The following is a 24200-nucleotide window of genomic DNA, read 5'->3' on the forward strand; positions in this document are numbered from 1 at the left end:
CTCGCCGCGATCACTCGCTACAGCTCGGTGACGGAACCACCGGCGGCAGCAATCTTCTCCTTGGCCGACTCGCTGAACGCGTGGGCCGAGATGGTCAGCGAAACGCCGCCCAGCTCGCCCGAGCCCAGCACCTTGACCGGCTGACCCTTGCGGACCGCGCCGGCCTCGACCAGCTCCGCCGGGCCGATCTCGCCGCCGTTCGGGAACAGGTCGGCGAGCCGGTCCAGGTTGACGACCTGGAAGACGACCTTGTTGCGGGGCCGGTTGCCCAGACCCTTCACCTTCGGCAGTCGCATGTGGATAGGCATCTGCCCACCCTCGAACGACGCCGGGGTGTTCTTCCGGGCGCCGGTGCCCTTGGTACCGCGACCGGCGGTCTTGCCCTTGGAGCCCTCACCGCGACCCACACGGGTCTTCGCGGTCTTGGCACCGGGCGCCGGACGCAGGTGGTGAACCTTGATCGCCATTACTCGACCTCCTCGACAGTGACGAGGTGGTTCACCGCGAAGATCATGCCCCGAATCTCGGGACGGTCCTCCTTGACCACCACATCGTTGATCCGCTTCAGGCCGAGCGACCGCAGGGAGTCCCGCTGGTTCTGCTTACGGCCGATACCGGACCGGATCTGGGTGACCTTCAAGCGTGCCATCAGTGCACCGCCGCTTCCGCACGCGCTGCCAGCATGGCCGCCGGCGCCACGTCCTCGACCGGAAGACCGCGACGCTTGGCGACGGCCTCCGGCGACTCGAGGCCCTTCAGAGCGGCCACGGTCGCGTGCACGATGTTGATCGGGTTCGACGAGCCGAGGCTCTTCGACAGGATGTCGTGGATACCCGCGCACTCCAGCACGGCACGCACCGGGCCGCCGGCGATGACGCCGGTACCGGCGGAGGCCGGCTTGAGCAGCACGACGCCGGCCGCCGCCTCACCCGTGATGGGGTGCGGGATGGTCGCGCCGATCCGCGGAACCTTGAAGAAGTGCTTCTTGGCCTCCTCGACGCCCTTGGCGATCGCCGCGGGCACCTCCTTGGCCTTTCCGTAGCCGATGCCGACGGTGCCGTCACCGTCGCCGACGATCACCAGGGCGGTGAAGCTGAAGCGACGACCACCCTTGACGACCTTCGCGACACGGTTGATCGCGACGACCCGCTCCAGATGGGGGGTCTTCTCGACGGGCGCGTTACCGCGGCCGCCCTCGCGACGGTTGTCCCTGCGGTTGCCACCCTCGGTGTTACCGCCGGACCCGCCGCCTCGGCGCTGCTGACCAGGCATTGGTCAATTCCTCCTAGAACTCGAGTCCGGCTTCGCGAGCGGCGTCCGCGAGCGCGGCAATCCGGCCCGCGTACTTGTTGCCACCCCGGTCGAAGACGACCTTGGAAATCCCCGCGGCCTTCGCCCGCTCGCCGAGCAGAGCGCCGACCTTGCCGGCCTGGGCGCTCTTGTCGCCCTCGCCACCCCGGATCGAGGAGTCGAGAGTCGAGGCGGAAGCCAGCGTGTGACCCTTGAGGTCGTCGATGATCTGCGCGGTGATGTGCCGCGAGGATCGGGTGACGACCAGGCGGGGACGCTCGGCCGTACCACGGACGTTCTTGCGGACCCGGAAGTGCCGACGCGCCTTGCCAACGGCACGCTTGGCGGCGGGCCCGCCGCCGTTGCGGCGCTTGAGCAGCGTGGCGGTCACTTCTTACCTGCCTTTCCAGCCTTGCGGCGGATGACCTCGCCCTGGTACTTGACACCCTTGCCCTTGTAGGGCTCCGGCGGACGGATCTTGCGAATGTTCGCGGAGATCTCACCCACCAGCTGCTTGTCGATACCGGCGACGGTGAACTGGGTCGGCTTCTCGACGGAGAACGTGATGCCCGCCGGGGCCGGGACCAGAACCGGGTGCGAGAAGCCGAGGGCGAACTCGAGGTCCTTGCCCTTGGCGGTCACGCGGTAACCGGTGCCGTTGATCTCGAGCGTCTTCTTGTAGCCCTCGGTGACGCCGACGATCATGTTGGCGACCAGGGTACGAGAGAGGCCGTGGAGTTCCTTGGCCCGGCGCTCGTCGTTGGGGCGGTTGACGACCAGCTCGCCGCCGTCCTGCGAGACCGTGATCGGCTCGGCGACGGTGTGCGAGAGTTCGCCCTTGGGGCCCTTGACCTTGACGGTCTGCCCCGTGATGGTGACGTCGACGCCGGCCGGGACCGGGATCGACTTACGTCCGATTCGCGACATGTCTAAGTCTCCAGTTACCAGACGAAGGCGAGGACTTCCCCGCCAACGCTCCGCTTGCGGGCCTGCTTGTCGGTCAGCAGTCCCTGGGACGTCGAAATGATCGCGACACCGAGACCACCGAGCACGCGGGGCAGCTCGTCGGACTTGGCGTAAACCCGCAGGCCGGGCTTCGAGACGCGCTTGATGCCGGCGAGGCTGCGCTCGCGGTTCTGGCCGTACTTGAGCTCAACGACCAGACGCTTGCCGACCGCGCCCTCCTCGGGCTCCTCAGACGTCCACGACGCGATGTAACCCTCTGCCTTGAGGACCTCGGCGATGTTCGCCTTGATCTTCGAGTACGGCATGGTCACCTTGTCGTGGTACGCCTGGTTGGCGTTGCGCAGACGCGTCAGCATGTCTGCGATCGGGTCCGTCATCGTCATGGGTATTCGTCAACCTTTCTCGCCGGGGTTCCCGAGCAGTGCCCAGGCCTACGGCGAAGCGGCATTACATTCGGGTCCGCCTGGTGGCCCGCCGACGTGGGCGGGCCGAGGGCGGAAGTTACCAGGAGGCCTTGGACACGCCGGGAAGCTCACCGCGGTGGGCCATGTCCCGCACGCAGACGCGGCACAGGCCGAACTTGCGGTAAACCGAGTGCGGGCGACCGCACCTCTGGCAGCGGGTGTAGGCACGCACGGCGAACTTGGGCTTCGCGGCCGCCTTGATGATCAGCGCCTTCTTAGCCATGCTCAGTTCTCCTTGAACGGGAAGCCCAGGAGCTTCAGCAGCGCCCGGCCCTCGTCGTCGGTCGTGGCAGTCGTGACCACGGTGATGTCCATGCCCCGCGGGCGATCGATCCGGTCCTGGTCGATCTCGTGGAACACCGACTGCTCGGTCAGACCGAAGGTGTAGTTGCCGTGGCCGTCGAGCTTCCGGCCGTCCAGACCGCGGAAGTCACGGATACGGGGCAGCGAGATCGACAGCAGCCGGTCCAGGAACTCCCACATCCGGTCGCCCCGGAGGGTGACCTTCGCGCCGATCGGCATGCCCTCACGCAGCTTGAACTGCGCGATGGACTTGGTCGCCCGGCGGACCAGCGGCTTCTGACCGGTGATCGTGGTCAGGTCACGGACCGCACCGTCGATGAGCTTGGCGTCCCGGGCAGCCTCGCCGACACCCATGTTCACCACGATCTTGACAAGACCGGGGGTCTGCATGGGGTTGCCGTACTTGAACTGCTCCTGGATGGCCGGCACGACCTCGGAGCGGTACTTCTGCTTGAGACGAGGCAGCGCCTTGGCCTCGGTGGCGGCAGTCATGACAGTTCCTTACCGGTCGTACGCGCGATCCGGACCTTGTTGCCGTTCTCGTCGATCTTGTAGCCGATACGGGTCGGCTTGCCCTCGCTGTCCACGACCTGCACGTTCGAGATGTGGATCGGGGCTTCCTGGGTGATGATGCCACCGGTCTTCGAGCCGCGCTGGTTGGTGCGGATGCGCTCGTGCTTCTTGACGCGGTTGACGCCCTCGACCAGGACCTTGTCCCGCGTCGGGTAGGCCGCGATGACCTTGCCCTTGGCGCCCTTGTCCTTACCGGCGATGACGACGACCGTGTCGCCCTTCTTGATCTTCACGGTCAGAGCACCTCCGGCGCCAGGCTGATGATCTTCATGAACCGCTTGTCGCGCAGCTCGCGCCCGACCGGGCCGAAGATGCGGGTGCCGCGGGGGTCCCCGCCGTCCTTGATGATGACGGCGGCGTTCTCGTCGAAGCGGATGTACGAGCCGTCCGGGCGACGCCGCTCCTTCGCGGTGCGGACGACGACCGCCTTGACGACGTCGCCCTTCTTCACACCGGCACCGGGGATGGCGTCCTTGACGGTGGCCACGATGACGTCGCCGATGCTCGCGTAACGGCGACCGGAACCGCCGAGTACGCGGATGCACAGGATCTCCCGGGCACCCGTGTTGTCGGCGACGCGCAGTCGCGACTCCTGCTGGATCACGTCTGTCTCCTATGTCTGCCAGTTCTCCGGGAAACAACCCGAAGCTTGGCGGAACGATGGTCCGCTGGGCCGGCTCTCACCGGCCCAGCGCACTCACTTGGCCTTTTCGAGGATCTCCACGATGCGCCACCGCTTGGTGGCGGAGAGCGGACGGGTCTCCATGATCGAAACCCGGTCGCCGACGCCCGCAGCATTCTGCTCGTCGTGCACCTTCAGCTTCCGCGTACGGCGAATGACCTTGCCGTACAGGGCGTGCTTGACGCGGTCCTCGACCTCGACAACGACGGTCTTGTCCATCTTGTCGCTGACCACGAGACCGTCACGCACCTTGCGCTGTGCGCGCGGAGCGGTGGTGTTCTCACTCATGCCGTCACCTCATCCGGCGCGACCGAGAGCCCAAGCTCACGCTCACGCATGATCGTGTAGATCTTCGCGATGTCCTTGCGGACGACCTGGAGCCGACGGTGATTGTCGAGCTGCCCGGTCGCACGCTGCACACGAAGGTTGAACAGCTCCGCCTTGGCCTCCCGCAGCTTCGCGACCAGCTCCTCTTCAGGAAGCTCGCGGAGCTCGGCTGCCTTAACGCCCGCTGCCATCAGCTTTCACCCACTTCGCGTGTCACGATGCGGCACTTCATCGGGAGCTTGTGGATCGCGCGGCGCATCGCCTCACGCGCGACCGTCTCGTTCGGGAAGGACATCTCGAAGAGAATCCGACCCGGCTTGACGTTCGCCACCCACCACTCGGGAGAACCCTTACCGGAACCCATGCGGGTCTCGGCCGGCTTCTTGGTCAGCGCCTGGTCCGGGAAGATCGAGATCCAGACCTTGCCGCCACGCTTGATGTGACGGGTCATGGCGATACGTGCCGACTCGATCTGCCGGTTCGTCACGTAGGCCGGTTCCAGAGCCTGGATACCGAACTCGCCGAAGACGACCCGGTTGCCGCCCTTGGACGCGCCACTGCGGTCCGGGTGATGCGGCTTACGGAAGCCCTTTGGGGGCTTACGCGGCATCAGCATGTGTCAGCCCTCCTGCTGCGTCTCGGCCGGAGCCGGAGCCGCGGCAACCGCGGCGTCGTTCAGGTTCTCGCCGGCCGGAGTGTCGCCACCCCGGGCCTGAGCGGCCGCTGCACGGCCGGCCTCGGTGCCGCCCGCGGTCGTGCCGGACGAACCGGAACGGCCACGGCGCGGGCGCTCGGGGCGCTCGGCACGGTCACGCCGCGGACGCGCGGGCGCCTCAGCGACGGCCTCACGACCCGGAACGGCGTCGCCCTTGTAGATCCAGACCTTCACACCGATACGGCCGAACGTGGTACGGGCCTCGAAGAAGCCGTACTCGATGTTGGCGCGCAGCGTGTGCAGCGGAACGCGACCCTCACGGTAGAACTCCGTGCGGCTCATCTCCGCGCCGCCGAGACGGCCGGAGACCTGCACACGGATGCCCTTGCAGATCGGGTTCTTCATGGCCGACTGCATGGCCTTGCGCATCGCGCGGCGGAAGCTGACCCGGGAGGACAGCTGCTCCGCGACGCCCTGCGCGACCAGCTGAGCGTCCGACTCGGGGCTCTTCACCTCGAGGATGTTCAGCTGGACCTGCTTGCCGGTGAGCTTCTCGAGCTCGCCACGGATCCGGTCGGCCTCCGCGCCCTTACGGCCGATGACGATGCCCGGCCGGGCGGTGTGGATGTCGACACGTACCCGGTCACGGGTCCGCTCGATGTCCACCTTGGAGATGCCGGCGCGCTCGAGGCCCTTGGACATCATGCGGCGGATCTTGACGTCCTCGCCGATGTAGTCCTTGTAGAGCTTGTCCGCGAACCAGCGGCTCTTCCAGTCGGTGGAGATGCCGAGACGGAACCCGGTGGGGTGAACCTTCTGACCCATTACTCGGCACCCTCCGTGCTCTGGGACTCGGCCTTCGGCGCGGCCTTCTTGGCCGTTGCCTTCTTCGCCGGGCGGGCCGTCTGGACCGCCTCGACCGCGATGGTGATGTGGCTGGTGCGCTTGCGGATCCGGTACGCCCGGCCCTGCGCCCGCGGACGGAACCGCTTGAGCGTCGGGCCCTCGTCGACGTACGCCTCGCTCACGAGCAGGGCGTCGGGGTCGAGCCGCTCGTTGTTCTCAGCGTTCGCGATCGCGCTGGCAAGCACCTTGTAAACCGGCTCGCTGGCACCCTGCGGCGCGAACTGCAGAACGACCAGCGCCTCCTTCGCGGGCAGACCACGAACGAGGTTGATCACCCGGCGCGCCTTGTTCGGCGAGATGCGCACGTGTCGCGCAACCGCCCGCGCGCCCGGAAGCACCGGAGCGTCGCCCTTAACTGGCATCGCTGTAGCTCCTAATTCCTCTGATACGTGAATCTGCTTAGCGACGACGGCTCTTGCGGTCGTCCTTCTCGTGACCCTTGAACGTACGGGTCAGAGCGAACTCGCCGAGCTTGTGCCCGACCATCGCCTCGGTGACGAAGACCGGGACGTGCTTGCGGCCGTCGTGCACGGCGATCGTGTGCCCAAGCATGTCCGGGATGATCGTCGAGCGGCGCGACCAGGTCTTGATGACGTTCTTCGAGTTCTTCTCGTTCTGAACTTCCACCTTCTTGAGCAGGTGGTCGTCGACGAACGGGCCCTTCTTCAGGCTGCGAGGCATCTTTTAACTCCCGTTACCCGCGCTTGCGGGTGGCGTAGCGGCGGCGAACGATCAGCTTGTCGCTCTCCTGGCCCTTGCGGCGGGTACGGCCCTCCGGCTTACCAGCCGGGTTGACCGGGTGACGACCACCGGAGGTCTTACCCTCACCACCACCGTGCGGGTGGTCGACAGGGTTCATGGCGACACCACGGACGGTCGGGCGCTTGCCCTTCCACCGCATACGGCCGGCTTTACCCCAGTTGATGTTCGACTGCTCGGCGTTGCCGATCTCGCCGACCGTCGCGCGGCAGCGGATGTCGACACGACGGATTTCACCGGAGGGCATACGCAGCGTGGCGTAGGCACCCTCACGGCCGAGCAGCTGGATACCGACGCCGGCCGAGCGGGCCAGCTTGGCACCACCGCCGGGACGAAGCTCCACACCGTGGACCGTCGTACCGACCGGGATGTTGCGCAGGGGAAGGTTGTTCCCCGGCTTGATGTCCGCGCCCACGCCCGACTCGACGCGGTCGCCCTGCTTCAGGTCCTTCGGCGCGAGGATGTAGCGCTTCTCACCGTCGGCGTAGTGCAGCAGAGCGATGCGCGAGGTGCGGTTGGGGTCGTACTCGATGTGAGCGACCTTGGCCGGCACGCCGTCCTTGTCGTTCCGCTTGAAGTCGATGAGCCGGTACTGACGCTTGTGGCCACCGCCCTGGTGCCGCGTGGTGATGCGGCCGTGGACGTTGCGACCACCCTTCTTGGGCAGCGGTACCAGCAGAGACTTCTCCGGAGTCGACCGGGTGATCTCGGCGAAGTCGGCGACGCTCGAGCCGCGACGGCCCGGCGTGGTCGGCTTGTACTTACGGATTGCCATGATTCACAAACCCCTTAGCTGACCGGGCCGCCGAAGGCCTCGATACGGTCACCGTCAGCCAGCTTCACCATCGCGCGCTTGGTGGCCTTGCGCTGCCCCCAGCCACTGCGGGTGCGCTTGCGCTTGCCCTCACGGTTGGCCGTGTTCACGGTCAGCACGCGGACGTTGAAGATCTGCTGGATCGCGATCTTGATCTGGGTCTTGTTCGCGTCCGGACGGACCTCGAACGTGTACCAGTTCTGGTCGAGAACGCTGTAGCTCTTCTCGGAGACCACCGGGGCGACGATGATGTCGCGCGGGTCGGCGATCGTGCTCACTTGTCGCCCTCCTCGGACTTCTCGGCCCCGCCCAGGAACTCGTCGAGCGCGACCTTCGTGAAGACCACCTCGTCGGCGACCAGCACGTCATAGGTGTTGAGCTGGCCGGCCTCGATGAGGTGCACGGTCGGCTCGTTCCGCAGCGACACCCAGTTCAGCTCGTCCTGGCTGTCCAGAACGACCAGAACCTTGGTGGTCTGGGCGACCTTGCGCAGCGTCGCGACGGCGGCCTTGGTCGACGGCTTCTCGCCGGTGACGAAGGACTCGACGACGAACACGCGGCCGTCACGGGCCCGGTCGGAGAGGGCGCCACGCAGAGCGGCGGCCTTCATCTTCTTGGGGGTCCGCTGGCTGTAGTCGCGCGGCACGGGACCGTGCACGACGCCACCACCGGTGAACTGCGGCGCGCGGATCGAGCCCTGACGGGCGCGACCGGTGCCCTTCTGCTTGTACGGCTTCTTGCCGCCACCGGCGACCTCGCCGCGCGTCTTGGTCTTGTGCGTGCCCTGACGGGCCGCGGCCAGCTGCGCTACGACGACCTGGTGCATCAGCGGGATGTTCGCCTGGACGTCGAAGACGTTGGCGGGCAGGTCGACCGAGCCGGCCTTGGCGCCCTCAGCGTTGATCACGTCAACCGAGCTCACTTGGCACCGCCCTTCACGGTCTTCTTCGCCGCGGTACGGACAAGGATCAGCCCACCCTTGGGGCCGGGCACCGCGCCGCGGACAAGGATCAGGTTGCGCTCGGTGTCGACGGCCTGGATGACCAGGTTCTGCACGGTGAAGCGCTTGCCACCCATGCGACCGGCCATCTTCTGGCCCTTAAAGACACGGCCCGGAGTGGCGCAGGCGCCGATCGAGCCGGGCGAGCGGTGCTTGCGCTCGACACCGTGGCTGGCGCGCAGACCGTGGAAGCCGTGCCGCTTCATGACACCGGCGAAGCCCTTGCCCTTGGTCTTACCGGTCACGTCGATCGGCTGGCCGACCGCGAACGTGTCAACGGTGACTTCCTGGCCGAGCTCGTACTCGCTCGCGTCAACGGTGCGCAGCTCGACGATGTGGCGGCGCGGCGAAACGCCGGCCTTGGCGAACTGGCCGCTCTCCGGCTGGTTCACCTTCCGCGGGTCGATCGCGCCGTACGCCAGCTGGACAGCCGCGTAGCCGTCCTTCTCATGGGTGCGGACCTGGGTCACGACGCACGGGCCGGCCTGCACCACGGTTACCGGGACGACCTTGTTGTTGTCCCAGACCTGGGTCATGCCGAGCTTGGCGCCCAGGATCCCCTTAACTTGCCTGTCCATTGTCCGGTCCCTACAGCTTGATCTCGATGTCGACGCCAGCCGGCAGGTCGAGGCGCATGAGCGAGTCGACCGTCTTCGGAGTCGGGTCGATGATGTCGATCAGACGCTTGTGCGTGCGCATCTCGAAGTGCTCGCGCGAGTCCTTGTACTTGTGCGGCGAACGGATCACGCAGAAACGGTTGATCTCCGTGGGCAGCGGCACCGGGCCCGCGACCTGCGCCCCGGTACGCGTCACCGTCTCGACGATCTTCCGCGCCGAGGAGTCGACGACCTCGTGGTCATAGGCCTTGAGCCGGATGCGGATCTTCTGTCCCGCCATGGTGGCTTCTGTTTCCTTCTCTCGATGCCGCTACCTGCGGAAGCGGGTAACCTCCGCATGCCCGCAGGACGGTTGGTCCTGCGTTGTCCGACCCCCGCGGTCGGGCGTGTCGCGCCTCCGGGCCGATGGAGCCCAGGCAGAGTGCAAGCACTCCAGTCGATCACGGGGATCTGTGGTGTCGGGCGGCAAACGGAACACACCCGGACACCCGGCGAGGGTGGGTAACCATAGAGCAGTGCTAGCTGCCAACGGCTACCCACCCCGCGCGGACGCAACCTGACTAGTATGCCGGATTGAATCCGGCATTACCAATCGGGGTCACCTGAGGGTCGAAACCCTCATTCACTTGTTGATCTTCGTGACCGTTCCGGCGCCGACGGTGCGGCCACCCTCACGGATCGCGAACTTCAGGCCCTGCTCCATGGCGATCGGCTGGATCAGCTTCACGGACATGGAGGTGGAGTCGCCGGGCATGACCATCTCGGTGCCCTCGGGCAGCGTGACGACGCCGGTGACGTCCGTGGTACGGAAGTAGAACTGCGGCCGGTAGTTCTGGAAGAACGGGGTGTGCCGGCCACCCTCCTCCTTCGAGAGGATGTAGACCTGGCCCTCGAACTCCGTGTGGGGAGTCGTGGTGCCCGGCTTCACGACGACCATGCCGCGCTCGACGTCCTCGCGCTTGATGCCGCGGAGCAGCAGACCGACGTTCTCACCCGCGCGGGCCTCGTCGAGCAGCTTGCGGAACATCTCGATGCCGGTGCAGACGGTCTTGGTCGACTTCTCGCGGATACCGACGATCTCGACCTCCTCGTTCGGCTTGAGGATGCCGCGCTCGGCGCGACCGGTCACCACGGTGCCACGGCCGGTGATCGTGAAGACGTCCTCGATCGGCATGAGGAACGGCTTCTCGGTCTCACGCTCGGGCTGCGGGATCGCGGTGTCGACCGCGTTCATCAGCTCGAGGAGCTTGCCGGTCCACTCCGGGTCGCCCTCGAGCGCCTTGAGCGCCGACACGCGCACGACCGGCAGGTCGTCGCCCGGGAACTCGTAGGTGCTGAGCAGCTCGCGGACCTCGAGCTCGACGAGCTCCAGGAGCTCCTCGTCCTCGACCATGTCGCTCTTGTTCAGGGCGACGACGATGTACGGAACGCCGACCTGGCGGGCCAGGAGGACGTGCTCCTTGGTCTGCGGCATCGGGCCGTCGGTGGCGGCCACGACCAGGATCGCGCCGTCCATCTGGGCGGCACCGGTGATCATGTTCTTGATGTAGTCGGCGTGGCCGGGGCAGTCCACGTGCGCGTAGTGACGCGCCGCGGTCTGGTACTCGACGTGCGCGATCGAGATCGTGATGCCGCGGGCCTTCTCCTCCGGCGCCTTGTCGATCTCGTCGAACGGGGTGTACGGGTTCAGGTCCGGGAACTCGTCGTGCAGGACCTTCGTGATGGCCGCAGTCAGCGTCGTCTTACCGTGGTCGATGTGACCAATGGTGCCGATGTTGACGTGCGGCTTAGTCCGCTCGAACTTCGCCTTCGCCACTGGTGTCCTCCTGTGGACTGATCATTACTTTTCGCCCGGCACGCCGATAAGGCGCTCAGGACTCTGTCGACTGCCAGTGCACGTGCGGTCCTCGACGGACCGCACGTGCCTCAACGCGTCAGGCGCCGGTGGCCTTAGCGATGATCTCCTTAGCCACGTTCGCGGGAACCTCGGCGTAGGAGTCGAACAGCATGCTGTAGCTCGCCCGGCCCGCAGTCTTCGACCGGAGGTCGCCGACGTAGCCGAACATCTCCGAGAGCGGAACCAGAGCCTTGACGACGCGGGCGCCGGAGCGCTCCTCCATCGACTGGATCAGGCCGCGGCGGGAGTTGAGGTCGCCGATGACGTCACCCATGTTGTCCTCAGGGGTGGTGACCTCAACGGCCATCATCGGCTCCAGCAGCGCGGGGTCGGCCTTGCGGGCCACTTCCTTCATCGCCATGGAGCCGGCGATCTTGAACGCCATCTCGGACGAGTCGACCTCGTGGTACTGACCGTCGACCAGCGTGAACTTCACGCCGACGAGCGGGTAGCCGGCGAGGACGCCGTACTGGAGGGAGTCCTGCGCGCCCGCGTCCACCGAAGGGATGAACTCCTTGGGGATGCGACCACCGGACACGGCGTTCACGAACTCGTATGTGGGGCCGTCAGCCTCGAGCGACAGCGGCTCGACGTTGACGACGACCTTCGCGTACTGGCCCGAGCCACCGGTCTGCTTCTTGTGGACGTACGTGTGCTTCTCCACGGTGCCGCGGATCGTCTCACGGTACGCCACCTGCGGCTTGCCGATGTTCGCCTCGACGTTGAACTCGCGCCGCATGCGGTCGACGAGGATGTCGAGGTGGAGCTCGCCCATGCCGGCGATGATGGTCTGCCCGGTCTCCTCGTCGTTGAAGACGCGGAAGGTCGGGTCCTCCTCGGCCAGACGCTGGATCGCGGTGCCCAGCTTCTCCTGGTCCGACTTGGTCTTCGGTTCGATGGCGACCTGGATGACCGGCTCCGGGAAGGTCATCGACTCCAGGATGACCGGGTTCGCCGGGTCGCTGAGCGTGTCGCCGGTGGTGGTCTGCTTGAGACCCTGCACCGCGATGATGTCGCCGGCCTGCGCCGTCGACCGCTCCTCACGCTTGTTCGCGTGCATCTGGTAGATCTTGCCGATCCGCTCCTTCCGGTCCTTGGTGGAGTTGACCACCTGGGAACCGGAGTCGAGCGTGCCGGAGTAGACCCGTACATAGGTCAGCTTGCCGAGGTGCTTGTCCGTCTGAATCTTGAACGCCAGACCCGAGAAGGGCTCGTCGTTCGACGGCTTGCGGAGCATCGGCGTCTCGCCGTCGGTGGCCGTGCCCTCGATCGCCGGAACGTCCAGCGGCGACGGCAGGAAGTCGACGACCGCGTCGAGCATGGGCTGAACGCCCTTGTTTTTGAACGCGGAGCCGCACAGGACCGGGTTGGCCTTGCTGGCGATCGTGGCGCGCCGGATGGCGGCCCGGATCTCGTCGATCGAGACCTCTTCGCCTTCGAGGTACTTCTCCATCACGGCGTCGTCGACGTCGGCAAGCGTCTCGATCAGCTTCTCGCGCCACTCGTTCGCGGAGTCGACCAGGTCGGCCGGGATCTCCTCGATCGCGTAGTCCTCACCCTTCTGGGTCTCCCCGCGCCAGGTGAGCGCCTTCATCTCGATCAGGTCGACGACGCCGATGTGGTCGCCCTCGAGCCCGATCGGGATCTGCAGCACGAGCGGCGTGGCGTTCAGCCGGTCGATCATCATCTGCACGCAGCGGAAGAAGTCCGCACCGGTCCGGTCGAGCTTGTTGACGAAGCACATCCGGGGAACGTGGTACTTGTCCGCCTGACGCCAGACGTTCTCGGTCTGCGGCTCTACGCCGGCGACGCCGTCGTAAACCGCGACCGCACCGTCGAGCACGCGCAGCGACCGCTCGACCTCGACCGTGAAGTCGACGTGGCCGGGCGTGTCGATGATCTGGATCGTGTAGCCCTTCCACTCGCACTTCGTGGCGGCGGAGGTGATGGTGATACCGCGTTCCTGCTCCTGCTCCATCCAGTCCATGACGGCGGCGCCCTCGTGGACCTCACCGATCTTGTACGTGATGCCGGTGTAGAACAGGATCCGCTCGGTCGTCGTGGTCTTACCAGCGTCGATGTGCGCCATGATGCCGATGTTGCGAACCTTGGCGAGCGCGTCTGCGGCGGCCACTTCCATCCCTACTTTTCTTCGTCGTCGTCTCTAGGACCGGTACGAATGCCTTGGCCCGGCGAATGCCGGGCCCTCAGCAGGGTCTTACCAGCGGTAGTGCGCGAAGGCCTTGTTGGACTCCGCCATCTTGTGGGTGTCCTCGCGACGCTTCACAGCGGCACCGAGGCCGTTGCTGGCGTCGAGCAGCTCGTTCTGCAGCCGCTCGATCATGGTCTTCTCGCGGCGGGCCTTGGAGTACTGGACCAGCCAGCGCAGACCGAGGGTGGTCTGACGCGGGGTGCGGACCTCGACCGGAACCTGGTAGGTCGCGCCACCGACGCGGCGGCTGCGGACCTCGAGGGTCGGCTTCACGTTGTCCATGGCGCGCTTCAGGATGACCACGGGGTCGGTGCCGCTCTTCTCGCGGGCACCTTCCAGGGCTCCGTACACGATGCGCTCGGCGAGCTGACGCTTGCCGCCGGTGAGGATCTTGTTGACCAGCTGCGTTACCAGCGGGGAGTTGTACACCGGGTCTGCGACCACAGGGTGGCGCGGAGCGGGTCCCTTACGCGGCATGTCAGCTCTTCTCCTTCTTCGCGCCATAACGGCTGCGGGCCTGCTTGCGGTTGCGGACACCCTGGGTGTCAAGCGAACCGCGGACGATCTTGTAGCGGACGCCCGGAAGGTCCTTCACTCGACCGCCACGCACGAGCACGATCGAGTGCTCCTGCAGGTTGTGGCCGACGCCCGGGATGTACGCCGTCACCTCGATCTGGCTGCTCAGCTTCACACGAGCGACCTTGCGCAGCGCAGAGTTGGGCTTCTTGGGGGTAGTGGTGTACACGCGCGTGCACACGCCGCGCCGCTGAGGGCTTCCCTTCAGCGCCGGCGTCTTCGTCTTGCTCGTCTTCGCCTGGCGGCCCTTGCGGACCAGCTGCTGGATCGTGGGCACCGGGTTTCTCCGCTCCCTTCGGCCGCTTCCTGTTTACGGCCGCACCGTGTATTTCTGCCTCTGTGTGCGAGCTCTCCCCGGTGGGGAGTGTCCCGCACCCGCGGTCGGGCGTGTCGTCCGGCTCACGGTCCCATCACGCGTGAAGGTTCACGCGCTCCGGATGTTGTCTGTGTGAACAGGGCCCTTCACCGAGCCCTGCCCGTCGTGGTGCTCTAACCCGTCGCACGTTCCGAAACGGGTGCACGCACGAGTTGCCCGGGCGAGCCCGGGCACGAGGGGAAAGACTACCCACCATGCGCACCCAGGTCAAAATGAGCCCAGGCTCCCACGATGGACATCTCCGTATACCAGTGTACCGGGTACTCCTGCGTGCCATCCTCGCGGTGCCAGATCTCAGCTCCGGACCCCCCGCCGAAGGGCTCCGGAGGCTCACGACAACTGCAACGCCAGCCCCAGTCCGAGCGACAGCAGCGCCAGTGCGGCACCGGCGATACCACAGACAATCCCGCCGGTTGCCAGCCCACGGCCGGTGAAGCGGACGCGGCCCGGCTGCGGAGGCCGCGAGATCTGCCGCCGGCCGATCAACCCGGCGGTCACTGCGCCGGCGCAGGCCAGCACGCTGAGCAGGGTGAACGCTCCGGCAATCCAGCCGCCCCACCCGTCCTCGGCCCCGGTCAGGCCGAAGCAGAGAGCCGCCAGAGCGACGAGGATCGCACCGATCCCGGCGACCAGCGAACCGATGGCCGGACCCGACGTGATCGGAGCCACCTGCAGGTGCACCAGACCGAACCCCGTGCCGGTCACCTGGTCGACCCGCTCCGGCTGCCAGCCCGTGGCGGGCCGCGGCGGAGGCGGGGGCCCATAACCGTAGGACGGCGGCGGGGCGCCGTACTGAACCGGTGGTGGGCCGTACGGCGGTGGGTACGGCGAACCCGGGGGTTGCGTCATACGAAAAGCATGTCACCCGTACGGGCCCGATTGCAGCCCGCCCCGGCGACCACCGTAACCGGCTCAGTCGGTACCGGGGGCGAAATCCTGGCCGGGCGCCGCCGCCAGGTGCAGAAGCCCGGCGATCAGCAACACCACCAGTGCGCCGACGGCCAGCACCAGACCTGCCCAGGCCAGCCCGCGCCCCCGCCGGATCCATGCCGACCCGGACAGATAGCCGCCCGCCGCATACGCCTCACGCGCTGCCTGACGGGCCAAAAGCAACGCCAGCGTGGCAGGGATCACCCCACCGATCAGTGGGCCGGTGAGCAGTCCCACGAGACCGAGGGCGAAGACGGCCCGCGCCTTCGTCGACGGCACCGGTTCCGGGTCCATCGGGTGGCGGGTGGGCACGGCGGGAAGAGTCACCAACCCATCTTAGGAACGCCCATGGGGCGGCCGCGCAATGCGCGACCGCCCCATGTGGAGAAACCCTTAGCGGTACGACCCGAAGTCGAAGTCGTCCAGCGGCACGGCCTGCCCGCTGGCCGGCCCGAAGCCGTAGTCGGTCTCCGGGTACCCGGTCATCGAGTACACCTTGGCCTTGGCCTCCTCGGTCGGCTCGACCCGGATGTTGCGGTACTTGGAGATACCGGTACCGGCCGGGATGAGCTTACCGATGATGACGTTCTCCTTGAGGCCCACCAGCGAGTCGCTGCGCGAGTTGATCGCAGCGTCGGTGAGCACCCGGGTGGTCTCCTGGAAGGAGGCCGCCGAGAGCCAGGAGTCGGTCGCCAGCGAGGCCTTGGTGATACCCATCAGCACCGGACGACCGGCGGCGGGCTCACCACCCTCGCCGACGAGCCGGCGGTTCTCCGACTCGAAGAGCGCCCGGTCGACCAGGATTCCCGGAAGGAACTCGGTCGCGCCGGAGTCGATGACCGTCACCCGCTTGAGCATCTGGCGGATGATGATCTCGATGTGCTTGTCGTGGATGAGCACACCCTGCGAGCGGTAGACCTCCTGGACCTCACTGGTCAGGTGGACCTGGACCGCGCGCGGGCCCATGATGCGCAGCAGCTCGTGCGGGTCGATGGTGCCCTCGGTGAGCTTCTCGCCGACGCCGACGTGGCCGCCGTCCGGGATGCGCAGCTTGACGCGCTTGGAGATCTTGTCGTACACGATCTCCTCGCTGCCGTCGTCCGGCACCACGATGATCTTCCGCGAGCGCTCGCCGTCCTCGATCCGCACGCGTCCCGGGGTGTCGGCGATGGGCGCCTTGCCCTTGGGCACACGGGCCTCGAAGATTTCCTGGACACGCGGCAGACCCTGGGTGATGTCCTCACCCGCGACACCACCGGTGTGGAAGGTACGCATCGTCAGCTGCGTGCCGGGCTCACCGATCGACTGGGCCGCGATGATGCCGACCGCCTCGCCGATGTCGACCGCCTTGCCGGTCGGCAGCGAACGGCCGTAACAGGCCGCGCACACGCCGAGCTTCGACTCACAGGTCAGCACGCTGCGCACCCGGACCGTCTCGACGCCGGCCGCTACGAGCGCGTCCACCATGATCGAGTTGAGGTCGTCGCCACGCGACGCCACGCGGTTGCCGTTGGCGTCGTCGATGTTGTCGGCCAGCGTCCGGGCGTGCACGCCGGTCTCGGCGTGCACGTGCACGACCAGCTTGCCGTCGACCCGCTCGGGGTCGGTGACCGCCATCGGGATCGCGCGCTCGGTGCCGCAGTCCTCCTCGCGGATGATGACGTCCTGCGAGACGTCCACCAGACGACGGGTCAGGTAACCCGAGTCGGCGGTACGCAGCGCGGTGTCGGCAAGACCCTTACGAGCACCGTGCGTGGAGATGAAGTACTCCAGAACGGTCAGACCCTCGCGGTACGACGAGGTGATCGGCCGCGGGATGATCTCACCCTTGGGGTTGGCCACCAGACCACGGATCGCGGCGATCTGCCGGAGCTGGAGGAGGTTACCGCGAGCGCCGGAGTTGATCATGACCCAGAGCGGGTTCTCCTGCGGCAGCGCGGTCTCCATCTCCTTGGAGATCTCGTTGGTCGCCTTGGTCCAGATGTCGATGAGCTCGCTACGGCGCTCCTCGGACGTGATCAGACCACGCTGGTACTGCTTGTCGATCTGGTCGGCCTCGCCCTGGTAGCGAGCGAGGATCTCCGGCTTGCGCGGCGGGGCGATGACGTCGCCCATACCGATCGTCACACCGGACCAGGTGGCCCAGTGGAAGCCGGCCTCCTTGAGCGCGTCCAGGGTCGCGGCCAGGGCGACCTTGGGGAAGCGCTCGGCGAGGTCGTTGACGATCGCCGACAGCTGACCCTTGCGGATCTCGTAGTTGACGTACCGGTAGCCCGGGGGCAGCGTCTCGTTGAAGATGACGCGGCCCAGGGTGGTCTCGACCAGCACCGGGTCACCCTCGACCCAGTCCTCCGCCGGCACCCAGGTCTCACCCTTGGCACCGTTGTCGACACCGACGACCTCACGCAGCCGGATCCTCACCGGAGCCTGCAGGTGCAGTTCGCCCGCGTCGAACGCCATCCGCGCCTCGGCGTCGGAGCTGAACACCCGGCCCTCGCCCTTGGCACCGGGCGTCATGTGGGTCAGGTAGTACAGACCGATGACCATGTCCTGGGTGGGCATGGTGACCGGCTTGCCGTCAGCCGGCTTGAGGATGTTGTTCGACGACAGCATCAGGATCCGGGCCTCGGCCTGGGCCTCGGCCGACAGCGGCACGTGGACCGCCATCTGGTCACCGTCGAAGTCCGCGTTGAACGCGGTGCAGACGAGCGGGTGGATCTGGATCGCCTTGCCCTCGACCAGCTGCGGCTCGAAGGCCTGGATGCCGAGACGGTGCAAAGTCGGAGCACGGTTCAGCAGAACCGGGTGCTCGGAGATGACCTCTTCGAGGACGTCCCACACGACCGGGCGCTGACGCTCGACCATCCGCTTGGCGGACTTGATGTTCTGCGCGTGGTTCAGGTCGACCAGGCGCTTCATCACGAACGGCTTGAACAGCTCCAGCGCCATCTGCTTCGGCAGGCCGCACTGGTGCAGCTTGAGCCGGGGGCCGACGACGATGACGGAACGACCGGAGTAGTCCACGCGCTTGCCGAGCAGGTTCTGACGGAACCGGCCCTGCTTGCCCTTGAGCATGTCGGAGAGCGACTTCAGCGGGCGGTTACCCGGACCGGTGACCGGCCGGCCACGGCGGCCGTTGTCGAACAGCGCGTCGACGGCCTCCTGGAGCATCCGCTTCTCGTTGTTCACGATGATCTCGGGGGCACCGAGGTCGATCAGACGCTTAAGGCGGTTGTTCCGGTTGATGACCCGGCGGTACAGGTCGTTCAGGTCGGAGGTCGCGAAACGGCCACCGTCGAGCTGCACCATCGGGCGCAGGTCCGGCGGGATGACCGGAACGCAGTCCAGGACCATGCCGAGCGGCGAGTTGCGGGTGTTCAGGAACGCCGCGACGACCTTGAGCCGCTTGAGCGCCCGGATCTTCCGCTGGCCCTTGCCGCTACGGATGATCTCCCGGAGGTTCTCCGCCTCGGCGTCCAGATCCATGTTCTGGAGCAGCGCCTTGATGGCCTCGGCACCCATGCCGCCGGTGAAGTACTCACCGAAGCGGTCACGCAGCTCGCGGTAGAGCAGCTCGTCGGTGACCAGCTGCTTCGAGTCGAGCTTGCGGAAGGTGTCGAGCACCTCGTCGAGGCGGTCGATCTCACGCTGCGCCTTGTCCCGGATCTGGCGCATCTCGCGCTCGCCGGCTTCCTTGACCTTGCGGCGCACGTCGGCCTTGGCACCCTCGGCCTCGAGCTCGGCGAGGTCCTGCTCCAGCTTGGCGGCCCGCTTCTCGATCTCGGAGTCACGGCCGTTCTCGGACTGGCGCTTCTCGGCGAAGATCTCGTTCTCGATGGTGGACATGTCACGGTGACGCGACTCGGCGTCAACGCTCGTGATCACGTACGAGGCGAAGTAGATGATCTTCTCGAGGTCCTTGGGAGCCAGGTCGAGCAGATAGCCCAGCCGGCTCGGGACGCCCTTGAAGTACCAGATGTGCGTGACGGAAGCGGCCAGCTCGATGTGGCCCATGCGCTCACGCCGGACCTTGGAACGGGTCACCTCGACGCCACAGCGCTCACAGATGATGCCCTTGAACCGGACACGCTTGTACTTACCGCAGTAGCACTCCCAGTCCCGCTGCGGACCGAAGATCTTCTCGCAGAAGAGTCCGTCCTTCTCGGGCTTGAGGGTGCGGTAGTTGATCGTCTCGGGCTTCTTGACCTCGCCGTGCGACCACTGCCGAATGTCGTCAGCGGTAGCAAGGCCGATGCGCAACTCGTCGAAGAAGTTGACGTCGAGCACTTGGACTATCCCTCGTGTTTCGTTGCTCGGGTGAATTCAAGGCCGGCGGGTGCGGCCCCGGTACTCCTCACGAAGTCCCGGGGCCGCTTCCGTCAGATCTCTTCGACGCTGCTGACGCCCTCGTTCGGGCGCCGGGACAGGTCGATACCGAGTTCCTCCGCGGCCCGGAAGACCTCGTCGTCGGTCTCACGCATCTCAAGAGCAACACCGTCGCTGGACAGCACCTCGACGTTCAGGCACAGCGACTGGAGCTCCTTGAGAAGCACCTTGAACGACTCCGGGATTCCCGGCTCCGGGATGTTCTCGCCCTTGACGATGGCCTCGTAGACCTTCACTCGGCCGAGGACGTCGTCGGACTTGATGGTGAGCAGTTCCTGCAGCGCGTAAGCGGCGCCGTAGGCCTGCATGGCCCAGCACTCCATCTCGCCGAACCGCTGGCCACCGAACTGGGCCTTACCACCCAGAGGCTGCTGCGTGATCATCGAGTACGGACCGGTCGACCGAGCGTGGATCTTGTCGTCGACCAGGTGGTTCAGCTTCAGGATGTAGACGTAGCCGACCGAGATCGGGTCCGGCAGCGGCTCACCGGAGCGACCGTCGAACAGCTGCGCCTTGCCGTCGCCGTTGACCAGCCGCTTACCGTCGCGGTTGACAAGCGTCGACTCGAGCAGACCCTTGATCTCCTCCTCCTGGGCACCGTCGAAGACCGGGGTCGCGACGTTGCTGTCAGCAGGGGACTCGTGGGCGTCGATCGAGCGGAGCTGACGCTTCCAAGCCTCGTCCTCGCCGTCGACCGACCAGCCGGTCTTGGCGATCCACCCGAGGTGGGTCTCCAGAACCTGGCCGATGTTCATACGCGACGGCACACCGAGCGGGTTGAGCACGATGTCGACGGGGGTGCCGTCCTCGAGGAACGGCATGTCCTCGACCGGCAGGATCTTGGAGATGACGCCCTTGTTGCCGTGGCGGCCGGCGAGCTTGTCACCGTCCTGGATCTTCCGCTTCTGGGCGACGTACACCCGGACCAGCTCGTTCACGCCGGGGGGCAGCTCGTCGCCGTCCTCGCGGGAGAACGTCCGGACACCGATGACGGTGCCGGTCTCGCCGTGCGGAACCTTCAGCGAGGTGTCCCGGACCTCCCGGGCCTTCTCACCGAAGATGGCGCGCAGCAGGCGCTCCTCCGGGGTCAGCTCGGTCTCACCCTTGGGCGTGACCTTGCCGACCAGGATGTCGCCGGGGACGACCTCGGCACCGATCCGGATGATGCCGCGCTCGTCCAGGTCGGCCAGCATCTCTTCGCTGACGTTCGGGATGTCGCGGGTGATCTCTTCCGGGCCGAGCTTGGTGTCACGGGCGTCGACCTCGTGCTCCTCGATGTGGATCGAGGTGAGGACGTCCTGCTGCACGAGGCGCTGCGACAGGATGATCGCGTCCTCGTAGTTGTGGCCTTCCCAGCACATGAACGCGACGAGCAGGTTGCGCCCGAGCGCCATCTCGCCCTCGTCGGTGCAGGGACCGTCGGCGATGACCTGGCCGGCCTCGACGCGGTCACCCTCGAAGACGACCGGCTTCTGGTTGACGCAGGAGCCGGCGTTGCTGCGGCGGAACTTGTGCAGCAGGTAGGTCCGGCGGTGGCCGTCGTCCTGGTGCACCGTCACGTAGTCGGCGCACAGGTCCTCGACCACACCGGAGACCTCGGCGACGACCACGTCACCGGCGTCGACCGCGGCGCGGTACTCCATACCGGTACCGACGAGCGGCGACTCGGCCTTGACCAGCGGCACGGCCTGACGCTGCATGTTCGCGCCCATGAGGGCACGGTTGGCGTCGTCGTGCTCGAGGAAGGGGATCATCGCGGTCGCGACGGAGGTCATCTGCCGCGGCGAGACGTCCATGTAGTCGACCTCGGTGCCGGGCACGTAGTCGACCTCACCGCCCTTACGGCGGACCAGGACGCGGTCCTCGGCGAAGGTGTTGTCACTCGACAACACAGCGTTCGCCTGGGCCTTGATGAACCGGTCTTCCTCGTCAGCGGTGAGGTAGTGCACCTCGTCGGTGACGACACCGTTGACGACCTTCCGGTACGGCGTCTCGATGAAGCCGAACGGGTTGACCCGCGCGAACGTCGAGAGCGCACCGATCAGGCCGATGTTCGGGCCTTCCGGAGTCTCGATCGGGCACATCCGGCCGTAGTGGGACGGGTGCACGTCGCGGACCTCGAAGCCGGCCCGCTCACGGCTCAGACCACCCGGGCCGAGCGCCGACAGGCGGCGACGGTGGGTCAGACCCGCGAGCGGGTTGGTCTGGTCCATGAACTGCGACAGCTGCGAGGTGCCGAAGAACTCCTTGATCGCGGCCACGACCGGCCGGATGTTGATCAGGGTCTGCGGCGTGATCGCCTCGACGTCCTGGGTCGTCATCCGCTCGCGGACGACGCGCTCCATCCGGGACAGGCCGACGCGGACCTGGTTCTGGATGAGCTCGCCGACCGTACGCAGACGCCGGTTGCCGAAGTGGTCGATGTCGTCCGCTTCGTAACCGTCCTCACCGGCGTGCAGCCGGCAGAGGTAGTCGACGGTCTTGACGATGTCTTCCTCGGAGAGCGTGCCCCGGACGATCGGGACGTCGATCTCGAGCTTCTTGTTGAACTTGTAACGGCCGACCTTGGCGACGTCGTACCTCTTCGGGTTGAAGAAGAGGTTGTCGAGCAGGGTCTGCGCGTTCTCGCGCGTCGGCGGCTCGCCAGGGCGCAGCTTGCGGTAGATGTCTAGCAGGGCCTCGTCCTGCCCGGCGATGTGGTCCTTCTCCAGCGTCGTCATGAGCAGCTCGGACCAGCCGAACCGCTCACGGATCTGGTCGGCGGACCAACCGATCGCCTTGAGCAGGACCGTGACGGCCTGCCGGCGCTTGCGGTCGATACGGACGCCGACCGTGTCGCGCTTGTCGATGTCGAACTCCAGCCAGGCACCCCGGCTCGGGATGACCTTGACGCTGGTGAGGTCGCGGTCGGAGGTCTTGTCCGGCTCCTTGGTGAAGTACACGCCCGGCGAACGGACGAGCTGACTCACCACGACCCGCTCGGTGCCGTTGATGACGAACGTCCCCTTGGGGGTCATCATCGGGAAGTCACCCATGAACACGGTCTGGCTCTTGATCTCGCCAGTGGTGTTGTTGGTGAACTCCGCGGTCACGAACAGCGGGGCACAGTAGGTCAGGTCCTTCTCCTTGCACTCCTCGATCGAGGCCTTGACCTCGTCGAAGCGCGGAGATGAGAAGGACAGCGACATGGTGCCGGAGAAGTCCTCAATGGGACTGATCTCTTCGAGGATCTCTGCGAGGCCCGAGTTGGCGTGCGGGTCGTCCGTCGTCCGGGCCTGCCAAGACTCGTTGCCGACCAGCCAGTCGAACGAGTCCGTCTGGAGGGCAAGGAGGTTGGGGACCTCTAGCTGCTCGGTGATCCGGCCGAAAGAGACCCGGCGGGGTGCGTAAGCGCTCGACGTACGGCTGGTCTTCGCAGGGCGGGAAGCTGCCAAGATGCGTCCTTCCGAGGACCGGTGCTGCTATGCGGCTGAGTTGCTGGTGCAACTGGTCTGCGTGCACTCCAATGAGCCCCCAAGAGAGTTATCCACATGGATATCTCAGTCGAAGGCAAGGCAGAAGGCAGCGCAAACTAGCAGTGTAGCCGCTCGGCTAACCGCTGTCCAGCCCCACACCTGAGGTGGCCTGCGGAACGTGTCCCCGCCGCCGCTGACCTGCGCATCCGCGGTCAGTGCCGTGACGGGGCCGCTCAGATACGCGGCGTTTCCTCTGGTGCCGGTCCGACGGGTATCGGTGGTGAACCACCGTTACCCATAGGGCGGCTGTCGCAAGCGCGGAAACTTGCTGATGTCAGCGTGCCTGCCCGCCGACACACAGTCAAGGGCTGTGCCGCGGGTCGGACAGCCGCGGTCATCCGCCTGACGCACCAAACGGACCATAACGCATGGTTCGCGAGCTTTGACAGCCTTTGCCGTGCCAGCCGATGACACTCCACGAGGGACGCCATGAGCTGCCCGGACAACATCAGGAACGACGACGGCGGAGACCCGTAACGGGCCTCCGCCATCGAAGCAGAACGCTGTGGAGCGTCAGATCACTTGAGGGTGACCTTCGCGCCTTCGCCCTCGAGCTTGGCCTTGGCGGCCTCGGCCTTCTCCTTGTTGACACCCTCGAGGATCGCCTTGGGGGCGGACTCGACGGCGTCCTTGGCCTCCTTGAGGCCCAGGCCGGTCAGCTCACGCACGACCTTGATGACCTGGATCTTCTTGCCACCGTCGCCCTCGAGGACAACGTCGAAGGAGTCCTTCTCAGCCTCGGGCTCGGCGGCAGCGCCACCGGCGGCCGGGCCGGCGATCGCGACGGGAGCGGCAGCCTTGACGTCGAAGACGTCCTCGAACTGCTTCACGAACTCGGAGAGCTCGATGAGGGTCATCTCCTTGAAGGCCTCGAGCAGGTCTTCGGTGCTGATCTTCGCCATGGTGGCAACCTTTCCTAAGAACTTTTGACGTTTAACGGTTCACGCGAGGC

Annotated in this window: 30 protein-coding genes; all 30 read right to left on the bottom strand. The window is 66.5% G+C overall.

Going from position 1 to position 24200, the window contains the following annotated elements:
• Nucleotides 1-17: 17 nt before the first annotated feature.
• The 30 genes from rplO to rplL all read right to left on the bottom strand — a co-directional run bounded on the left by rplO (nt 18) and on the right by rplL (nt 24150).
• A complete protein-coding gene (rplO, locus tag AB0G04_RS17175) occupies nt 18-467 on the bottom strand; it encodes a 50S ribosomal protein L15 (RefSeq protein WP_360983070.1) in 450 nt (149 codons plus the stop codon).
• Complete coding sequence (gene rpmD, locus AB0G04_RS17180) at nt 467-649, bottom strand: 50S ribosomal protein L30 (RefSeq protein WP_043531070.1); 183 nt, start codon at nt 647-649, stop codon at nt 467-469. The genes rplO and rpmD overlap by 1 nt, the downstream gene beginning before the upstream one ends.
• A complete protein-coding gene (rpsE, locus tag AB0G04_RS17185) occupies nt 649-1272 on the bottom strand; it encodes a 30S ribosomal protein S5 (RefSeq protein WP_043531072.1) in 624 nt (207 codons plus the stop codon). The genes rpmD and rpsE overlap by 1 nt, the downstream gene beginning before the upstream one ends.
• A gap of 13 nt (nt 1273-1285) precedes the next feature.
• The gene (gene rplR / locus AB0G04_RS17190; protein WP_360983342.1) at nt 1286-1669 is read right to left on the bottom strand and encodes a 50S ribosomal protein L18; all 384 of its coding nucleotides are present in this window, start codon (nt 1667-1669) and stop codon (nt 1286-1288) included.
• Between the two features lie 8 nt (nt 1670-1677).
• A complete protein-coding gene (gene rplF, locus AB0G04_RS17195; RefSeq protein ID WP_360983073.1) occupies nt 1678-2217 on the bottom strand; it encodes a 50S ribosomal protein L6 in 540 nt (179 codons plus the stop codon).
• Nucleotides 2218-2231: 14 nt separating this feature from the next.
• Entirely contained in the window at nt 2232-2639 is a 408-nt protein-coding gene (rpsH, locus tag AB0G04_RS17200) for a 30S ribosomal protein S8 (protein ID WP_014440735.1), read from the bottom strand.
• A 118-nt stretch (nt 2640-2757) separates the two neighbouring features.
• Nucleotides 2758-2943: a type Z 30S ribosomal protein S14 gene (locus tag AB0G04_RS17205; RefSeq protein ID WP_015619005.1), complete on the bottom strand. Its 186-nt coding sequence runs from the start codon at nt 2941-2943 to the stop codon at nt 2758-2760.
• A gap of 2 nt (nt 2944-2945) precedes the next feature.
• A complete protein-coding gene (gene rplE, locus AB0G04_RS17210) occupies nt 2946-3515 on the bottom strand; it encodes a 50S ribosomal protein L5 (RefSeq protein WP_360983075.1) in 570 nt (189 codons plus the stop codon).
• Nucleotides 3512-3835 (bottom strand): 50S ribosomal protein L24, encoded by a 324-nt coding sequence (gene rplX / locus AB0G04_RS17215; protein ID WP_360983344.1) that lies wholly within the window; start codon nt 3833-3835, stop codon nt 3512-3514. Before rplX ends, rplE begins: the two co-directional genes overlap by 4 nt.
• Nucleotides 3832-4200: a 50S ribosomal protein L14 gene (gene rplN, locus AB0G04_RS17220; protein WP_007465279.1), complete on the bottom strand. Its 369-nt coding sequence runs from the start codon at nt 4198-4200 to the stop codon at nt 3832-3834. The genes rplX and rplN overlap by 4 nt, the downstream gene beginning before the upstream one ends.
• A gap of 93 nt (nt 4201-4293) precedes the next feature.
• Nucleotides 4294-4566, bottom strand: coding sequence for a 30S ribosomal protein S17 (gene rpsQ / locus AB0G04_RS17225; RefSeq protein WP_092548791.1), 273 nt, complete (start codon nt 4564-4566; stop codon nt 4294-4296).
• Nucleotides 4563-4796, bottom strand: coding sequence for a 50S ribosomal protein L29 (gene rpmC, locus AB0G04_RS17230; protein ID WP_183222837.1), 234 nt, complete (start codon nt 4794-4796; stop codon nt 4563-4565). The genes rpsQ and rpmC overlap by 4 nt, the downstream gene beginning before the upstream one ends.
• Nucleotides 4796-5221: a 50S ribosomal protein L16 gene (gene rplP / locus AB0G04_RS17235; RefSeq protein ID WP_014440729.1), complete on the bottom strand. Its 426-nt coding sequence runs from the start codon at nt 5219-5221 to the stop codon at nt 4796-4798. The genes rpmC and rplP overlap by 1 nt, the downstream gene beginning before the upstream one ends.
• A gap of 3 nt (nt 5222-5224) precedes the next feature.
• On the bottom strand, nt 5225-6085 hold the full coding sequence (gene rpsC, locus AB0G04_RS17240; RefSeq protein ID WP_360983078.1) for a 30S ribosomal protein S3: 861 nt from the start codon (nt 6083-6085) through the stop codon (nt 5225-5227).
• Nucleotides 6085-6528 (bottom strand): 50S ribosomal protein L22, encoded by a 444-nt coding sequence (gene rplV, locus AB0G04_RS17245; protein ID WP_360983080.1) that lies wholly within the window; start codon nt 6526-6528, stop codon nt 6085-6087. Before rplV ends, rpsC begins: the two co-directional genes overlap by 1 nt.
• Before the next feature lie 37 nt (nt 6529-6565).
• The gene (rpsS, locus tag AB0G04_RS17250) at nt 6566-6847 is read right to left on the bottom strand and encodes a 30S ribosomal protein S19 (RefSeq protein ID WP_014687760.1); all 282 of its coding nucleotides are present in this window, start codon (nt 6845-6847) and stop codon (nt 6566-6568) included.
• 13 nt (nt 6848-6860) lie between these two features.
• The gene (gene rplB / locus AB0G04_RS17255; RefSeq protein ID WP_093618759.1) at nt 6861-7700 is read right to left on the bottom strand and encodes a 50S ribosomal protein L2; all 840 of its coding nucleotides are present in this window, start codon (nt 7698-7700) and stop codon (nt 6861-6863) included.
• A gap of 14 nt (nt 7701-7714) precedes the next feature.
• Nucleotides 7715-8017, bottom strand: a complete 303-nt coding sequence (gene rplW / locus AB0G04_RS17260) for a 50S ribosomal protein L23 (protein ID WP_106315557.1) — start codon at nt 8015-8017, stop codon at nt 7715-7717.
• Nucleotides 8014-8661 (bottom strand): 50S ribosomal protein L4, encoded by a 648-nt coding sequence (gene rplD / locus AB0G04_RS17265; RefSeq protein ID WP_360983083.1) that lies wholly within the window; start codon nt 8659-8661, stop codon nt 8014-8016. The genes rplW and rplD overlap by 4 nt, the downstream gene beginning before the upstream one ends.
• Nucleotides 8658-9317: a 50S ribosomal protein L3 gene (rplC, locus tag AB0G04_RS17270; protein ID WP_360983085.1), complete on the bottom strand. Its 660-nt coding sequence runs from the start codon at nt 9315-9317 to the stop codon at nt 8658-8660. The genes rplD and rplC overlap by 4 nt, the downstream gene beginning before the upstream one ends.
• A gap of 10 nt (nt 9318-9327) precedes the next feature.
• Nucleotides 9328-9636, bottom strand: a complete 309-nt coding sequence (gene rpsJ, locus AB0G04_RS17275) for a 30S ribosomal protein S10 (RefSeq protein WP_007073037.1) — start codon at nt 9634-9636, stop codon at nt 9328-9330.
• 342 nt (nt 9637-9978) lie between these two features.
• Complete coding sequence (gene tuf, locus AB0G04_RS17280) at nt 9979-11172, bottom strand: elongation factor Tu (protein ID WP_093618762.1); 1194 nt, start codon at nt 11170-11172, stop codon at nt 9979-9981.
• A 118-nt stretch (nt 11173-11290) separates the two neighbouring features.
• Complete coding sequence (gene fusA / locus AB0G04_RS17285; RefSeq protein ID WP_360983087.1) at nt 11291-13387, bottom strand: elongation factor G; 2097 nt, start codon at nt 13385-13387, stop codon at nt 11291-11293.
• Between the two features lie 84 nt (nt 13388-13471).
• Entirely contained in the window at nt 13472-13942 is a 471-nt protein-coding gene (gene rpsG, locus AB0G04_RS17290) for a 30S ribosomal protein S7 (RefSeq protein WP_360983089.1), read from the bottom strand.
• Nucleotide 13943: 1 nt separating this feature from the next.
• A complete protein-coding gene (gene rpsL, locus AB0G04_RS17295; RefSeq protein WP_014440718.1) occupies nt 13944-14318 on the bottom strand; it encodes a 30S ribosomal protein S12 in 375 nt (124 codons plus the stop codon).
• 429 nt (nt 14319-14747) lie between these two features.
• The gene (locus tag AB0G04_RS17300; RefSeq protein ID WP_360983091.1) at nt 14748-15266 is read right to left on the bottom strand and encodes a hypothetical protein; all 519 of its coding nucleotides are present in this window, start codon (nt 15264-15266) and stop codon (nt 14748-14750) included.
• Nucleotides 15267-15329: 63 nt separating this feature from the next.
• Complete coding sequence (locus tag AB0G04_RS17305) at nt 15330-15641, bottom strand: hypothetical protein (protein ID WP_360983346.1); 312 nt, start codon at nt 15639-15641, stop codon at nt 15330-15332.
• A 99-nt stretch (nt 15642-15740) separates the two neighbouring features.
• Entirely contained in the window at nt 15741-19634 is a 3894-nt protein-coding gene (locus AB0G04_RS17310; RefSeq protein WP_360983093.1) for a DNA-directed RNA polymerase subunit beta', read from the bottom strand.
• Between the two features lie 92 nt (nt 19635-19726).
• Nucleotides 19727-23167 carry a DNA-directed RNA polymerase subunit beta gene (locus AB0G04_RS17315; protein ID WP_360983095.1) on the bottom strand — a complete coding sequence of 1147 codons (3441 nt, stop codon included), beginning with the start codon at nt 23165-23167 and terminating at the stop codon, nt 19727-19729.
• A 599-nt stretch (nt 23168-23766) separates the two neighbouring features.
• Entirely contained in the window at nt 23767-24150 is a 384-nt protein-coding gene (gene rplL / locus AB0G04_RS17320; protein WP_360983097.1) for a 50S ribosomal protein L7/L12, read from the bottom strand.
• Between the last annotated feature and the right edge of the window lie 50 nt (nt 24151-24200).

The organism is Actinoplanes sp. NPDC023801 (assembly GCF_040639655.1).
Lineage (GTDB): Bacteria > Actinomycetota > Actinomycetes > Mycobacteriales > Micromonosporaceae > Actinoplanes.

Coding starts and splice junctions, on each gene's coding strand:
- rplV (WP_360983080.1), bottom strand. CDS start 6,528: ATGCCAGTTAAGGGCGACGCTCCGGTGCTTCCGGGCGCGCGGGCGGTT.
- rplL (WP_360983097.1), bottom strand. CDS start 24,150: ATGGCGAAGATCAGCACCGAAGACCTGCTCGAGGCCTTCAAGGAGATG.
- rpmD (WP_043531070.1), bottom strand. CDS start 649: ATGGCACGCTTGAAGGTCACCCAGATCCGGTCCGGTATCGGCCGTAAG.
- AB0G04_RS17305 (WP_360983346.1), bottom strand. CDS start 15,641: ATGGACCCGGAACCGGTGCCGTCGACGAAGGCGCGGGCCGTCTTCGCC.
- rpsE (WP_043531072.1), bottom strand. CDS start 1,272: ATGCCTGGTCAGCAGCGCCGAGGCGGCGGGTCCGGCGGTAACACCGAG.
- rplF (WP_360983073.1), bottom strand. CDS start 2,217: ATGTCGCGAATCGGACGTAAGTCGATCCCGGTCCCGGCCGGCGTCGAC.
- rplB (WP_093618759.1), bottom strand. CDS start 7,700: ATGGCAATCCGTAAGTACAAGCCGACCACGCCGGGCCGTCGCGGCTCG.
- AB0G04_RS17205 (WP_015619005.1), bottom strand. CDS start 2,943: ATGGCTAAGAAGGCGCTGATCATCAAGGCGGCCGCGAAGCCCAAGTTC.
- rpsS (WP_014687760.1), bottom strand. CDS start 6,847: ATGCCTCGCAGCCTGAAGAAGGGCCCGTTCGTCGACGACCACCTGCTC.
- rpmC (WP_183222837.1), bottom strand. CDS start 4,796: ATGGCAGCGGGCGTTAAGGCAGCCGAGCTCCGCGAGCTTCCTGAAGAG.
- AB0G04_RS17300 (WP_360983091.1), bottom strand. CDS start 15,266: ATGACGCAACCCCCGGGTTCGCCGTACCCACCGCCGTACGGCCCACCA.
- rpsG (WP_360983089.1), bottom strand. CDS start 13,942: ATGCCGCGTAAGGGACCCGCTCCGCGCCACCCTGTGGTCGCAGACCCG.
- rplO (WP_360983070.1), bottom strand. CDS start 467: ATGGCGATCAAGGTTCACCACCTGCGTCCGGCGCCCGGTGCCAAGACC.
- rplP (WP_014440729.1), bottom strand. CDS start 5,221: ATGCTGATGCCGCGTAAGCCCCCAAAGGGCTTCCGTAAGCCGCATCAC.
- rpsJ (WP_007073037.1), bottom strand. CDS start 9,636: ATGGCGGGACAGAAGATCCGCATCCGGCTCAAGGCCTATGACCACGAG.
- rpsQ (WP_092548791.1), bottom strand. CDS start 4,566: ATGAGTGAGAACACCACCGCTCCGCGCGCACAGCGCAAGGTGCGTGAC.
- rplE (WP_360983075.1), bottom strand. CDS start 3,515: ATGACTGCCGCCACCGAGGCCAAGGCGCTGCCTCGTCTCAAGCAGAAG.
- rplC (WP_360983085.1), bottom strand. CDS start 9,317: ATGGACAGGCAAGTTAAGGGGATCCTGGGCGCCAAGCTCGGCATGACC.
- rpsH (WP_014440735.1), bottom strand. CDS start 2,639: ATGACGATGACGGACCCGATCGCAGACATGCTGACGCGTCTGCGCAAC.
- rpsC (WP_360983078.1), bottom strand. CDS start 6,085: ATGGGTCAGAAGGTTCACCCCACCGGGTTCCGTCTCGGCATCTCCACC.